Origin of the sequence: Pseudomonas sp. IT-P218 (assembly GCF_949767605.1) — a bacterium.
Classification (GTDB): Bacteria; Pseudomonadota; Gammaproteobacteria; order Pseudomonadales; family Pseudomonadaceae; genus Aquipseudomonas; species Aquipseudomonas putida_AE.
The window spans coordinates 80,574-94,879 of record NZ_CATKQQ010000033.1; the positions used below are offsets into that span (position 1 = coordinate 80,574).

Sequence of the window (14,306 nt, forward strand, 5' to 3'; positions counted from 1 at the left end):
TTTGTGTTGTGGTGCTGCCGGGTCACGCCACCAGACCGAGCATCTTCGCGCGGACCACCGCTTGAGTCCGGCGCGATACACCCAGTTTCACGTTGATTTTCTGCGCATGGCTCTTCACGGTATGAAGAGAGATAAACAGCGATTCGGCGATTTCCTGATTCGATAAGCCCCGGGAAATCATTTCCAGTACCGACAGTTCCCGCTGACTGAGCAGGACAGCCGTGGTGCAGACCGTGGCGTCGTTGAAGACGTCCTTGCCCCAGCGCATCAAGCCGGGGCTGCGCTGACTGCAAACGCGCAGTGCGTGCTTCAGGCCGATTTGTCGGGCCAGCGCCAGACCATCAAGCAGGCTCATTTGCGCTTTGCCTTGCAGATTCTGGGCGTATTGGGCTTCGGCCAGACTGAGCCAGAGTTCGCAGGCCAGGGTCCGTCGCCCCTGGGCCAGGGCCCGTTTGAGCATGGATTCCAGCTGCACGCGCACATCCTGCCCCGACGCCGTGCGTACCTGGCAGAACAACAGTTCCAGGCGCTGGACCAGCTCCGGACTGCCAAATGGCGGCTTGCAAGCACCGGCACCGCGGTAGTGGGCGAGAATTTTTTCCAGTGCCTGCCCTGCCCGCTCGGGCCGTCCTTGCTGCAGCCACAGTTCGCCGTAGGCCAGCACCAGCGGCCCCATGTACAGCGGCTCGACGATGTTGCGCCGTTGCATCAGGCGCTTGGCCTGTGCCAGGCGAGTAAAGGCCTGGTCGAGATCGTCGGCCGCGGCATCGAGCGCAGCCAGGCCGATGTAGGCGTCGATGACCAGCGGGTCTTCGCAGGCCAGACCCGCGTGCAAACCATTCTGGAAATACCTCGCGGCCTCCGGGTATCGCCCTTGCTTGAGCAGGATCTCGCCCAGGCGCACCTGTGTCCGGCCCCACAGCAGGTCAGGCTCCGCCCAGGTGCCATTGAGTTCGCCCTGCAACTGGCGCAGCAGACGCTCGGCCCGGGTCAATTCGCCGCGAATGCCCAGCAGTTGTACGTGTTGCAGGACCAGAAGCGCCTCCAGACCAAGGCTGCCGCGTTCCCGTGCCAGGCGGGTGGCCGTGCCGTTGAGGTCATGGGCGGTTTCCAGGTGAGCGTCGACCTGGGCGAGTTCGATGAAGGCCATCCTGGTCATGAGCTGTTGCGCGCAGGCAGCTGGCGGCATTAACGCCAGTGCCTCGCCCAAGTCGCTGTTCGACGGCAAGGGTTGACCACGTTGGGCGGCGATCATGGCGATCAGCACTTGCCATTGTGCGAGCAGTTCGCGCTGCTGCCGGGCACCGGGTTGAGGCATGAATCGTTGCAACCGGTTGGCGCTTTGCGCTGCCGCTTCGAGGCGGCCGCTGAGCAACAGTGCCCAGGCATCGAGGATCAACAGCGACGGCGTACGGCACAGCAGGTCGCGCGGCAGGATCTTGCATCCACTCAATACGCGGGCCAGCTCACGGCCTTGGAACAAGCTTTCCAACGGCAATTGCTGCAAGAGCTCGGCAGCCAACTCGCCGTCGCTTGCCAACAGGGCCAGTTCAATTGCGGGCCGAACCTGATGCTGGCTGCGATACCAGTCACACGCACGGCGGTACAGCGCCTGTTTCGCCGCCTCGGCCACTTGCCTGGCGAGTACGCCTGCAATGGCCGGCCAAACGCGAAAGCGTTGATGTCCGTTGTCCAGTACCTCAATGAACAGACCGCTCTCGTACAACCGGTCGATGGGTGGGGCTCCCTCGACCGATACCAGCAGATGCTCGCAGAGCCCGGCATCGAAGCCAGGCAGGCAAGCCAGGGTGCAAAGGGTTTGTTGCCAGGCCCCAGGCAAGGCGGCTAGCACTTCTTCTTCAAGGTAACGCTGGAGCAACGCGGCGTCGGTTTCATGGCCTGGCGCATGGCCCTGCCCGGCACCGTGCAAGTGCAAGCGGATCCCGGTGTACCAGCCCCCGGTGCGGGCCAGCAGTTCGTCGACAGCCCAGGGTTGTACCGTCTGTCCGCGATTGTGCAAAACGGCTGTCAACTCATCGGCCGTCAAGGCCATCTGCGCGGCGCCCAACTCGAATAACTCGCCCTCCAGCAACAGGCGCGTCAGAGGCAAGACTGGCCGGCGACGACTGGCGATCCACCACTGAACCTGGCAGGACGACGCCTGCATCAGCCGGTTCAAACAGTCGTCAAGACTTCCTTCGATGGCACCGGGCAGACCGTCGAGCATCAGCCAGACAGGCGTCTGCCGCTGCTGCAGGTGGGTTTGCACCGATTGAAAATCTGCGTGTTCCAGACCCAGGGCCGCAGCCAGGCAATCCAGCCACGCCGTCTCCTGAAGTTGCCGACCCTGAAGATCAAACCACAGCAGCGGGACATCGGCCGGGCATTGTCGTGCGCACTCGCGCAACAGCAAGCTCTTGCCACAGCCCGCCGGCGCCCAGATCAGGCGTAGCCGGCAGCGCGCCTCAAGCAACGCATCGCGCAGCCGGCCGCGGGGAATGAATCCGTTAGGAAGGGGGGGCATTCTGGACACTCTGCTCTCCTGTCTCGCCAAAGGCCCGGGGGCGCAAGCTTGATCGCCGCTCATGCTAGTCGATGGCCTTGCAGGCTTTAGTCCCCGCAATGGGGGATAGCCGACTCGCCATGAGCCATTTTCAAGTGCGCGCCCCGGTGCCCTGGGACTGAGTCAATGTTTCCCGGAGAACTGTTAGAAGTTCACCCCGACACTGAGGGCGACAAAGTCGCGATCAGTGGAGGTGTTGAACTCGCCACCAAAGAAGTCGGTGTACGACAGACTGGCGGTGTAGGTGTTGAGGTAATCGGCATCCAGGCCAAGGCTGACGGCCTTGCGCCCCTCCTCGAAGTTGCCGCCGGGACCGGGCGAGTAGCCGTTGACGTCATGGGACCAGGCAACGCTCGGCTTGAGGTTGATACCGGCAAATACGTTGGTGTAATCGAGGATTGCACGGCCGCGATAGCCCCAGGAGGTGGCGGTGGTGAAACCGTCGTTGTTGCAGTTTTTGTCGACGTTTTTACCGTTGGCGCCCACTGCTCCCGCGTTGATGGCCTGGCAGGTATCGGCGGGCAAGGCGCCCGGGCCGAACACCGCATCGCGCCCGTAACGTGCCTGGGATTTACTCTCCAGGCCGCCCACATGGGTCACCCCGACTTCACCGACCACCGTCAGACGCTCGGCGCCCAGGACCTGGTCGAAGAAGTGCACGAAGGTGCTTTGCAACTGGCTAATTTCCTTGCGCTCATAGCCATGGACGGTGCTACCCGGAATGGATGCCGGATCGCCCCCAAGGACCGAAAAGTTGGAGAAGCTGGAGAACGGCCCGCCAAACTGCGCCAGGCCACGCACGCCGCTGTATAGGACATCCGTGGTATTGAGTTGCACCGGGGCATTGGGACGATAGCTGATCTCGCCGGTCCAGGAAGTACCGGTGGGCAACGTGGTCGCGAAGCTCAAGCCGTACAGGCGAATATCTTCCGGGTACTCGATGAAATACTGACTGCCGGCCGCCACATTGGCGATCGCCACACCCTGGCGCGCTGCGCCGGGCACGGTGGGAGACGAAGCACCGGCCAGGATACCCGCCGATTCGCGATAGGTGGCCTGGTTCGCCACCTCGGCGCTGAATATCGGTGCACGGGAATGGTAGTTCATGAAATAGCCACCGAATTCGGTATTCAGTGAATCGACCATCCAGCGTAGTGCCAGGCCGTACTGGCCACTGTCGCGCGCATCGCGGTCGCCACTGCGCGGCACGATCACCCCTTCCGACGTGGTTTGGTAACCGAACGCAGGACCAAAGGGCGCGAGGCCAGGCGACAGCACCGCCAGGTTGCGATTGCAACCGTCCGCCACCACGTCCGGCTGGGAGAAGAACGTGCCGCAGTTGTCGACCACGGTCTGGTCCCATTCCAGCTGGTAAAACGCTTCGGCGGAGATGTTGTCGGTCAGGCTCTGGGAAATGGTGAACATGTTCACCGGGATCAGGCCTTCCTTGACTTCCGCGCCGGGGCGGCGGAAAGCCGAGACATCGATCGGGTTGATCGCGTTGATGCCGTTCTGGATGAAGGTGCTTTCACCCCAGCTGACGACTTGCTTGCCCAGGCGCACCGAACCCGGCGCGTCAGCGATGCTGTAGTTGTGGTAGACGAAGGCATCGAGCAATTGCGAACCGGCGGATTTGGCGCCCTCCTTGCGTCCGTTGTCGCTGATGTCCTTGAACGGACGGCTTTCATCCTTGAGTTCGAAGTCGTACCAGTATTTGCCCCGCACGAACACACCGGAGTCGCCGTATTTGAGCTCCAGGTCGTGAATGCCCTTGAAAATCTTCGAGAAGGTTTCGCCTTTCTTGAAGTTCAGGTGGCTGTCATCGGTGGTTTGCGCCAGGCCATCGCCGCCGTTGTTCGAACCGATGAAATCCTTGTCCGCTCCGCGCACCGACCAGCTGGCGCCCACCGACAGGGAGGTGTCGAACGTACCTTCGATTTCGCCGATATTGAAGCTGGCTGCCTGGGCCTGGGCCGCGCAGCCAAGGGCGATGGCTACAGCAAGCCCCGTGAGCTTGAATTCTGCGCGCGTTATTGTTTTTTTCATGCGGCTCCCCTGTTGGGTTTTTGTTGGTCGCCGCAGCTAATCAGTTCTCCCCGCCCGAACGTAAGCGACGAAAGAGTGATTCAAAAACTCATACCTGCCCGGCCTTTTCGACGCCCCCCAAACGGGGGAGATTTCCCGCCGCCTCAGTGCGTTAGCGTGTTCCAAGAGCAATCTTTCTTGCTCGGCCGATGACTTGCGGCGAGCTGCGGCGCAAGTCCGGGCCCACTTACGTTGTCGAGGAAAGTTGAAATGCAAACAATAAGAACCTGGCTCAAAGCCGGAGCTTTCTCCCTCACTGCCCTGTCCACCGCGGCGATGGCAGCTGTTCCTGCCGAAGAGGCTGCACAACTGGGTGCAAAACTCACGCCCTTGGGCGCAGAGAAAGCCGGCAATGCCAACGGCAGCATTCCAGCCTGGACCGGTGGGCTGCCTGTCACCGCCGCCCCGGTGGATGCCAATGGTTTCCTCAGCGATCCCTTCGCCTCGGACAAACCCTTGTTCACCATCACCAAGGACAACCTGGCGCAGTACAAGGACAACCTGACGCCGGGCCAGGTGGAAATGTTCAAGCGTTATGGCGACACCTACAAAATGCCGGTCTACCAGACGCGCCGCAGTGCGGCCAACCCGGATTCGGTGTACGCCGCCGTGAAAAAGAACGCCACCACGACGAATCTGATCCAGGGCGGAAACGGCCTGGAAAACTTCGACACGGCGATACCGTTCCCCATTCCGAAGAGCGGTGTGGAGGTGATCTGGAACCACATCACGCGCTACCGCGGCGGCAGCTTTCGCCGGGTGATTACCCAGGCCACCCCTCAGGCCAACGGTGCCGGCACCCTGGTGACCTTTGAAGATCAGTTCACCTATCGCACGCAGCTCAAGGACTACGATCCGAAAGAACCAAGCAACATCATGTTCTACTTCACCCAGAACGTGCTGCAACCGGCACGCTTGTCGGGCAATGTGCTGCTGGTGCACGAAACCATCGACCAGGTCAAAGAACCTCGCCTGGCCTGGATGTACAACGCCGGTCAACGTCGCGTGCGCCGGGCCCCGCAGGTTGCCTACGATGGACCTGGACTGGCCACCGATGGCCTGCGTACCTCCGACAACTACGACATGTACAACGGCTCGCCCGACCGCTACGACTGGAAACTGGTCGGCAAGAAGGAAATCTACATTCCGTACAACAGCTACAAACTGGCCTCCACCAAGCTCAAATACGACGACATTCTCAAGCCAGGCCATATCGACCAGAACCTGACGCGCTACGAGTTGCACCGCGTCTGGGAAGTCGAGGCGACCCTCAAGCCCGGCCAGCGTCATATCTATGCCAAGCGCCACTTCTTCATCGATGAGGACACCTGGCAAGCCGCCGAAGTTGATCACTATGATGGCCGCGGCCAACTGTGGCGCGTAGCCGAAGCCCATGCCATGCAACTGTACGATCACCAAGTTCCCTTCTATGCACTGGAAACCCTGTATGACCTGCAGTCGGGCCGCTACCTGGCCCTGGGCATGACCAACCAGGAGAAACGCTTCTACGATTTCGACTTCCAGGCCAGCAAGGCCGATTACTCCACCGCCGCCTTGCGTAACGCTGGCGTACGCTGAAGCGCAACCGTTCGCCGAATACCCGGCACCAGGCCACCCCTAGCGGTGGCCTTTTTTCGTATCCGGCCCAAACTGAGGTGCCCTGCGCCGCGTCGTGCGCCCAACCCGGTTTCCCGGTGTGCATGCCTATACTGTCGAAGGGTCATTCCCAGGTACGCCCTCCTCCAAGAAGAATACGGGTCAGTATGTCAGCCATAACGACAATGCCACTGTTGGCGACCAAGCTCATTCCTCCGCGCCGCGGTCGTGGAACCTTGCCCAGGCCGCGCCTGGAGCAACTGATCGAACAGATTGCCCACGCCACCCTGACGGTGCTCAAGGCCCCGCCCGGATTCGGCAAGAGCACCCTCGCCAGTGCCTGGGCACAGGCGGCGTTGGCCCGTGGTGCGCGGGTCGCCTGGCTGACGCTTGATGAAACCGATGCCACGCCCGAGCGCTTGCTGCTGCATGTGGCTGCGGCGGTCCAACGGGGTTTCAAGGACGATCTGGAGCAGAACCTGATCAAGGACCTGCTCCTACTGCCCGGCGACCAGTTGGGGATCCTCCTGCTCAACGAGCTGGAGCGCAGTTCGCAGAGCAGTTTCCTGTTTATCGACGACTACCACAGTGTGCCGCCGCAGGTCCTGATCAGCGCCTTCGACCAGATCATTCGTTATGCCCCGGATAACCTGCACCTGGTTTTTTGTGGACGCAGCGACTTGCCATCGGCCTTGTACGCGCACCTCTATAGCGACGCCTGCCTTGAAATAGACGTCGGCCAACTGCGTTTCGATCTCGATGAAACACGCGACCTTTTGCTGCGTTCGGGCCTGGAAGCCGTCGATGCTGGCGAAGCATTGGACCTGCACAAGGCCACGGAAGGCTGGATCGCTGCGTTGCGCGCCAGCCTGCTGTCCCTGCGCCAACAACCTGCTGGCAGTTTTCGGTTGCCCAAGAGCATCTCCGGGCTGCTTGATGAATTGCTCGAACGCCTGCCGCCAGAACTGGCCGGGCAACTGCCACACCTGGCCAGCGTGGAACGCTTCAATGCAACGCTGGCGCAAGCCCTGACCGGCCATACCAACGGGCATGCCCTGATCGAAGACATCGAGCGCCTGCAGCTGTTTCTTACCGGTCTCGACGATAGCGGAGAATGGTTCAGCTTCCACCCGTTGTTTCGCGAACACCTCTGTCGTCGGCTGCAAGCCCGGGAACTCAATACGGCGCTGCGTTGCGCCGCGCAATGGTTCGCCGCAGAGCAACTCTGGACCGATGCCGTGCGTTGCGCATTGGCTGCCGGCGATAACGAAAGTGCCCAGGAATGGATCACGCATTGCGCCATCATGTTGGTAGAAAGGGCCGACTTCATCATCCTGCTGGACTGGCAACGTCAGTTGCAGGACCACCTGCTGCAAAGTCCGCCGCAGTTGAAACTGGCGCTGGCCTGGGCGTCTGGTCTGGCGATGACGCGCAGCAACTCTCGCCAGTTACTCGACGAAGTAAAGGCCGAATGTACCGAACTCCAGCGCTTCAATGAACGGGATGATCTCTACTGGGAATGCCAGGCCCTGCACGCCATGTTGCTGGCACTGGACGATCAGGCGGAAATGGCCGGCCGACTGGCCGAACAGTGCCTGCCACACCTCAAGGACCATCCTTGGATTTGTAATACCTTGCAATGCGTGGTCGGCTATGGCCATCTGGCGGCCTGCCGCTGGGAGGCGTTCTACAGTGTGCCGCCGACAATCTGCGCACCGCTGGAGCGCAGTCGCTACCTGGCCAACCAGGTCTACCGGCTGACGCTGATGGGGCTTGGCGAGATCTTGCAAGGACGCTTTTCCCAAGCCGCGGCCATCCTTGAGGAGGCACTGCGTTGCAGCTCCCGGGAGGGCAGCGAGCAGACCCAGGCGCCGGTCCTGCGGGCAATGCCCGCCAGCTTCCTGGCCAATGTTCGATACATGCAAGGGCGCCTGGATGAAGCCGCCCGGCTCAGCCTGGAAAACATCGAGATCGCAAAACTGGGGGGCTTTCTTGATTGCGCCGCCAGCGTGTTTGTCACCGCCAGTGGTTTGAGCAGCAACCGTGGCAGCCTGCAAGGTGCGCGCAGTTTTCTCGAAGATGGCGAGCGGCTGGCGCACACCCGCGAGTGGCCGCGCATGCATGCGCAGCTGTTGCTGGAGCGCACGCGCATCAGTTTGCTTGAACACAAACATCACGAGGCGCTGGCCTGTGCCCAGCAACTCGAGGCATTGCAGCTCGGGCATCCGCCGCCAGCCAGCGACAGTTTTGATGAGTACCAGTGCCTCGCCAGCCTTGCCAGCCTGTGGTGCGAGGCCGCCGGTCTATCACGCCAGGCCGATCTGGCCAAGGCCGAGCACCTCGGCCAACTGGCGATGCAGCACAATCATCGATTGATGCAGATCCGCCTGGCTGCCAGTCGTGCTCTGGTGAGTTGGCAACGCCAGCAGCCGGACAGTGCGGTGAGGTCCTTGCTGGAGGCCTGCAGTCTGGTCGAAGCCACGGGCGCCAGGCAATTGCTCGCGGATCTGCCATCCTGCGAGCGCTTGCAGCAGCTTGCAGCCTATGCGCTGCAGCAAGACATCAGCCTGAGCGAGCAAGCGCAATTGCAGCAGTTATTGCCGGGCGCGGTCAGCGCGACGCAACTGGCCAGCCAGCTACGCACGGCAATCAGCCTGACCAGCAAGGAACGCAATGTGTTGAAGCTGGTGGCCGAGGGCAAGTCAAACAAGGAGATGGCGAAACTGCTCGGCATCACGCCCGAGACCATCAAGAGCCATATGAAAAACATCTTCGCCAAGCTCAACGTCGACAGCCGCGCCCAGGCTGCCGTGGCGGCCAAGGCGAGCGGCTTTATCTAGTACCCCGCCTGTGCTCAGCAGTAGCGCAAGGCTTCACATGGGAAACAACAAGTCCTTCGATGAAAGCAGCAGATCTCGCACTGGTTGCGCTGCCAATTCGGCCAATCACAGGCACACGGTCGATCTCAACTAATTCCGATCTGGCAAGCAAGACAGCGCCGGAGCATTGGTCATCATTCACCTGAGTCCTGACCGCTAGGCTCGTTGTCCCAACATGCTAAGAAACTGTCCCGCTGCGCTCATAGCCTCGTGCCCGGGATATCTACGATAGGACCACTACCTCCGCCCCATCAGCGGGGGCCAGTTACCTATAACGGGCGCATATCTTGCGCACCGCCGTACAAGCACGGATTGGAGACAACAATGACAAAAAACGCCGAAATCCAGGACACCCCTTCACCAGCCTCTCCCTCGGCACCGAACATCATCCGGTCGTCGGTGCGCCAACATTCAATCAAGGTGGAGCTATGCACGCCCGCCATCGGCGCAGAACTCAGCAATATCAGCCTTGTCGACGCCGCTCAGGACCCCGAACTGATCGCGCAAATCCGGGAGCTGTGGCTCAAGCACAAAGTGCTGTTCTTCCGCGACCAGAACATCACTCCAATGGAGCAACAGCATTTCGCCGCGCAATTCAGCGAACTGGAAGCCCATCCCCTTGCGCCGAGCCATCCGGAGGCGGACAAGCTGCTGATGCTGTACCGCAACCTCGATCCGAACAAGCCTAAAAACTATGTCGAAAAGGCCAGTCGCGAGAACCTCTGGCATGCCGATGTCACTTACAAGAAGGCGCCGCCCCGCGGTGCGGTGTTGCGCTGCGAACTGGGTCCGGAAACCGGCGGAGACACTCTGTTTTCCAACATGGTGATGGCCTACGACAATCTGCCCGACACCATCAAGCAACGGATCGAGGGCTTGTATGCCAAGCACGGCGCCGAGCAGACCTTTGGCGCCCAGTTGCCACGCGAAGAACGTCACGCGATGGCCCTGAAGAGTCCCGGCGCTGAACACCCGGTTGTGCTGACCCATCCCGAGACGGGTGAAAAGGTGTTGTTCGTCAACTCGGCGTTCACCACCCATTTCTCGAACTTCTTCAACTTCGAGGACATCCGTTACGGCCAGGACTTCATGCCCGAGGCTCATCATCTGATGAACTACCTGATCTCCCAGGCCGCCATTCCTGAATATCAGGTACGCCTGAAATGGCGCACCAACACCGTTGCCATGTGGGACAACCTGCAAGTCCAGCACTACGCGGTGGCTGACTACGGCAATGCACCACGCAAGATGCTGCGCGCGACCCTGGCGGGCACCCCGCTGACCTGACCCTGACTGCCTGACAGGCTGCCAGAACACCCGACCCTCCGTGAGGGTCGGGCGATCCCGGCCGCCGAAAAATTCCCGATCACAACAACAATCAACGGAGATACCTATGCTCTACGAACACGTCGACACCGCCGTCATCGATGGCGAATCCCTGCCCTGGATTCCGTTTACCCCGTATGCGGAAAACGTATTGCTCAAGTACTTCAAGCTCGACCCGATCCGCGGCGAATGGATCGTCATGATGAAGGCGCCGATCGACATGCAGCTGCCCAAGCATCACCACACGGGCACGGTGATGGTCTACACCTTCGAAGGCCAGTGGAAATACAAGGAACATGACTGGGTCGCTGGTCCGGGCAGCATCGTCTACGAGACGGCCGGGTCGACTCACACACCGGAAGTCGTCAGCACCGGCAATGGCGACGGCTATGTGCTGACCCTGGTCCAGGTCAATGGCGATCTGGCGTTTGTCGATGACAACGACAACATCGTCGCGTTGGAAAACTGGAAGTCCGGCCTCAAGCGTTACCTCGCCTATTGCGAGCTGCATGACATCGAGCCGAAAGATCTCACGGCATTCAATTGATCCAAGTTCCGGGAGAACTCCCGGCATCCCTCCATTCAAGGGGGAGCCGGGACAGTAACCTGATCGCAAAACATCCAGGGGAGGAAAACAGGCTGTCCCGGTTCGCGGTCTTGACGTGGAATCTGACAGAGAACCCTGTCCGCTCCCCGATCTCAGACTTATGAACGGAGCGATGCCCATGCATGGCTTGATGATGCACAAGCAGCTGTTGATTTCCTCTCTGATAGAACACGCCGACCGCCATCATGGCGATACTCAGATTGTGTCCCGCCGGGTGGAGGGCGATATCCATCGCTACACCTTCCGTGACTGCCACCGTCGCGCGCACCAGTTGGCCAGCGCCCTGACCGGCCTGGGCGTGCAGCCGGCCGACCGCATCGGAACGCTTGCCTGGAACGGCTATCGTCACCTGGAGTTGTACTACGGCATCGGCGGCATGGGTGCCATCGTGCATACCATCAACCCGCGCCTGCATGAAGACCAGGTGGCCTACATCGCCAATCATGCCGAAGACCAATACATCTTCTTCGACATGACCTTCCTGCCGTTGATCAAGCTCATCGCTGGCCGCTGCCATACGGTCAAGGCGTTCATCGCCATGACCGATCAGGCCCACATGCCAACGGACGCCGGTATCGACAACCTGCTGTGCTATGAAGATCTGCTGCAACAGGGCGCCTGCGACTATGCCTGGCCGGATCTCGACGAGGAAGCCGCCTGTACGCTCTGCTACACCTCCGGCACCACGGGCAACCCGAAAGGCGTCCTGTACAGTCATCGCTCATCGCTATTGCACAGCTATGCCGCCGCACTGCCGGATGCCCTGAACTGCTCGGCGCGGGACGTCATCCTGCCGGTTGTGCCCATGTTCCATGTCAATGCCTGGGGGCTCCCGTACATCGCGTGCATGGTCGGCGCCAAGCTGGTATTTCCCGGACCTGCGCTGGACGGCCAATCGCTGTTCGACCTGCTGGAAGCGGAGCAGGTGACCCTCTCCGCCGGCGTACCGACAGTCTGGCAAGGGTTGCTGGGGCATCTGGAGCAAACCGACAAGTCTTTCTCCAGCATGAAACGCACCATTATTGGCGGTGCAGCCTGCCCCACGGCCATGCTGCACAGGTTTCAGGAGACCTTCGGCGTGGCGGTGTTGCACGTCTGGGGGATGACGGAGTTGAGCCCGATCGGAACCATCGGCACCCTCAAGGCCAGGCACCTGGTCATGTCCGCGGCCGAGCGTAATGCCGTGCAGTCCAAACAAGGCCGCGCAGTGTTTGGCGTCGACATGAAGATCGTCGGTACGGACGGCGTGGAACTGCCTTGGGACGGCGCGACGTCGGGTGACCTGATGGTGCGTGGCCCCTGGGTGGTACGCGACTATTTCAGAAACGAAGGTGAGTGCTCGCCGCTTCTCGAGCACGCCGGCCAGACATGGTTCCCGACCGGCGATGTGGCGACCATCGATGGCGATGGCTTCATGCAGATCACCGATCGCAGCAAGGATGTGATCAAGTCGGGTGGCGAGTGGATAGGCTCCATCGACCTGGAGAACATTGCGCTGAGCCATCCGTCAGTCGCCCAGGCGGCCTGCATCGCGGCCAAACATGCGAAGTGGGATGAGCGGCCGTTGCTGGTCATCGTCAGGAAAGCGCAGGCAGCCCTGACGCGGGATGAACTGCTGGCCTTTTATGAAGGCAAGATTGCCAAGTGGTGGACGCCGGATGATGTGGTCTTCGTCGACACGATTCCACTGGGTGCTACGGGCAAGGTCTTGAAGAACCGTCTGCGCGAGCAGTTCGGCGATCATCTGCTGGTCAAGGTTGTCAGCTGAGTAGCCAGGTAAAAATCCAGCCCTGCACAGGTGCAAAGGCAGGGCGGACGTTACGGCAGATGCCGGTAGCGTTCGCCCTGCCTTTTGCATTGACGCTATGAAGTGGCTTAGCGTGCCGCTGGCTCACAGGACATCGACTGCTCGAGAAACTCCAGCAGCAATTCGTTGACCTGGGCGGGGCTTTCCTCTGCGGCGCTATGGCCTACACCGGGTAGCAACACCTTTTTGCGCAGTGCGGGCAGGTAGGCGTCCATCTGCTCGTAGAGGCCGCGGATTTCAACCGGCTCCAGGGAAGGGTCGGCAGCACCACCGATGAACAGGCTCGGCTGGCTGACCTTCGCGCCGTCGAGAAACGCGGTGATTTCCCAGTTGCGGTCACGACAGCGGTAATAGTTGAGGGCTCCGGTAAAGCCCGTGCGTGTGTACTCGGCGACGTAGTAGTCCAGCGACCGGGGGCTCAACCAGGACGGAAACTCCCCCTTCGGCTCGGTGAAGGCATTGAGAATGGGTTCACCGGCCTCGACGAACAGACGCCAGCGTTCGGCGCCGACGGCGCTGCCGGAGATCGAATAGAAGACGCTGCTCAAGGTCTTGCGCGGATCGTGGGCCAACTCGTGATCCGGCTTGTCGAGCTGTTGGAAATACAGGTGGTGGTAGACCCTTCCTTTCGCCATGGCCTGCAAACCCACGGTCGGCTTGACCTTGCCGCGCGGTGGCACCGGCGTATTGAGCATCACCAGGCCACGGAACAGATCCGGTCGCAACAGGGCCGACGCTTGAGCCACCCAGGCCCCCAGGTCGTGCCCAATGATGACCGCGGACGTTTCGCCCAAGGCCGCCATCAAGCCCACCATGTCGCCGACGGCCTGGCTCATGTCATAGGCTTCGATGGCATCGGGTCGGTCCGACTGCCCGAACCCGCGTTGATCGGGCACGACAACCCGAAAGCCGGCCTCGGCCAAAGCCACGATCTGGCGCCGCCACATGTACCAGAGGTAGGGGAAACCATGCAGCAGGATGACGAGCGGGCCCTGGCCCTCGTCGATGTAATGCATGCGGATGCCGTTGACTTCGGCAAAGCAGTGATTGAATGCATCAGGATCGTCGGCATCCGCAGGCGCCATTGCAGCGAGCGGCTGACCGATACGCATTGAAGTGCGCGTATCCATTTTCTACCTCCATCTTATCAATTGTGGGCCTGAAGGTAGCGCCGTGTGGGTGCTCTGCACTGAGCTTCCCGGGACACAATCTTGTGAAACTGGGACAGCGCCAACACCTGCAGCGCGGCGCCTTACGCCATCGTTCCAGGCTCTTCGACTGTGTCCCAGTATGCTAAGAAATTATCCCGCCATGCCCATGCCACCGGGCCCATGCTCCCTAAAATGGATCCGCGCTACCTGCTCTGCATCACGCCAGACCAGGGTTGAAGATCGCTGGCGCCAGCAGTTCCGCCACAAGCGCCCTCTTCCCGCGCAAAACACC

Annotated in this window: 8 protein-coding genes; 5 read left to right on the forward strand and 3 right to left on the reverse strand. The window is 61.0% G+C overall.

From position 1 onward, the window contains the following. Positions 1–22 precede the first annotated feature (22 nt). Together ACM6I6_RS18040 and ACM6I6_RS18045 are read right to left on the reverse strand one after the other, a co-directional pair. Positions 23–2,524: a LuxR C-terminal-related transcriptional regulator gene (locus ACM6I6_RS18040; protein ID WP_323606200.1), complete on the reverse strand. Its 2,502-nt coding sequence runs from the start codon at positions 2,522–2,524 to the stop codon at positions 23–25. A gap of 183 nt (positions 2,525–2,707) precedes the next feature. Then, entirely contained in the window at positions 2,708–4,609 is a 1,902-nt protein-coding gene (locus ACM6I6_RS18045) for a DUF1302 domain-containing protein (protein WP_406591683.1), read from the reverse strand. 249 nt (positions 4,610–4,858) lie between these two features. Here ACM6I6_RS18045 and ACM6I6_RS18050 point away from each other — a divergent pair, with 249 nt between their 5' ends. The 5 genes from ACM6I6_RS18050 to ACM6I6_RS18070 all read left to right on the forward strand — a co-directional run bounded on the left by ACM6I6_RS18050 (position 4,859) and on the right by ACM6I6_RS18070 (position 12,824). Continuing rightward, the gene (locus ACM6I6_RS18050) at positions 4,859–6,226 is read left to right on the forward strand and encodes a DUF1329 domain-containing protein (RefSeq protein WP_406591684.1); all 1,368 of its coding nucleotides are present in this window, start codon (positions 4,859–4,861) and stop codon (positions 6,224–6,226) included. A gap of 254 nt (positions 6,227–6,480) precedes the next feature. After that, complete coding sequence (locus tag ACM6I6_RS18055; RefSeq protein ID WP_406591685.1) at positions 6,481–9,084, forward strand: LuxR C-terminal-related transcriptional regulator; 2,604 nt, start codon at positions 6,481–6,483, stop codon at positions 9,082–9,084. A 453-nt stretch (positions 9,085–9,537) separates the two neighbouring features. After that, positions 9,538–10,410: a TauD/TfdA dioxygenase family protein gene (locus tag ACM6I6_RS18060; RefSeq protein WP_414920593.1), complete on the forward strand. Its 873-nt coding sequence runs from the start codon at positions 9,538–9,540 to the stop codon at positions 10,408–10,410. 106 nt (positions 10,411–10,516) lie between these two features. Continuing rightward, positions 10,517–10,996 carry a 2,4'-dihydroxyacetophenone dioxygenase family protein gene (locus ACM6I6_RS18065; protein WP_274075978.1) on the forward strand — a complete coding sequence of 160 codons (480 nt, stop codon included), beginning with the start codon at positions 10,517–10,519 and terminating at the stop codon, positions 10,994–10,996. 178 nt (positions 10,997–11,174) lie between these two features. Next, on the forward strand, positions 11,175–12,824 hold the full coding sequence (locus ACM6I6_RS18070) for a 3-(methylthio)propionyl-CoA ligase (RefSeq protein WP_414920356.1): 1,650 nt from the start codon (positions 11,175–11,177) through the stop codon (positions 12,822–12,824). A gap of 107 nt (positions 12,825–12,931) precedes the next feature. On the opposite strand, the gene ACM6I6_RS18075 is transcribed toward ACM6I6_RS18070, so the two are convergent. After that, complete coding sequence (locus ACM6I6_RS18075) at positions 12,932–13,993, reverse strand: alpha/beta fold hydrolase (protein WP_414920357.1); 1,062 nt, start codon at positions 13,991–13,993, stop codon at positions 12,932–12,934. Between the last annotated feature and the right edge of the window lie 313 nt (positions 13,994–14,306).

What these genes read in the sequence shown, in the direction of transcription:
- ACM6I6_RS18075 (WP_414920357.1), bottom strand. Translation starts at nt 13,993, where the DNA reads ATGGATACGCGCACTTCAATGCGTATCGGTCAGCCGCTCGCTGCAATG.
- ACM6I6_RS18070 (WP_414920356.1), top strand. Translation starts at nt 11,175, where the DNA reads ATGCATGGCTTGATGATGCACAAGCAGCTGTTGATTTCCTCTCTGATA.
- ACM6I6_RS18045 (WP_406591683.1), bottom strand. Translation starts at nt 4,609, where the DNA reads ATGAAAAAAACAATAACGCGCGCAGAATTCAAGCTCACGGGGCTTGCT.
- ACM6I6_RS18065 (WP_274075978.1), top strand. Translation starts at nt 10,517, where the DNA reads ATGCTCTACGAACACGTCGACACCGCCGTCATCGATGGCGAATCCCTG.
- ACM6I6_RS18040 (WP_323606200.1), bottom strand. Translation starts at nt 2,524, where the DNA reads ATGCCCCCCCTTCCTAACGGATTCATTCCCCGCGGCCGGCTGCGCGAT.
- ACM6I6_RS18050 (WP_406591684.1), top strand. Translation starts at nt 4,859, where the DNA reads ATGCAAACAATAAGAACCTGGCTCAAAGCCGGAGCTTTCTCCCTCACT.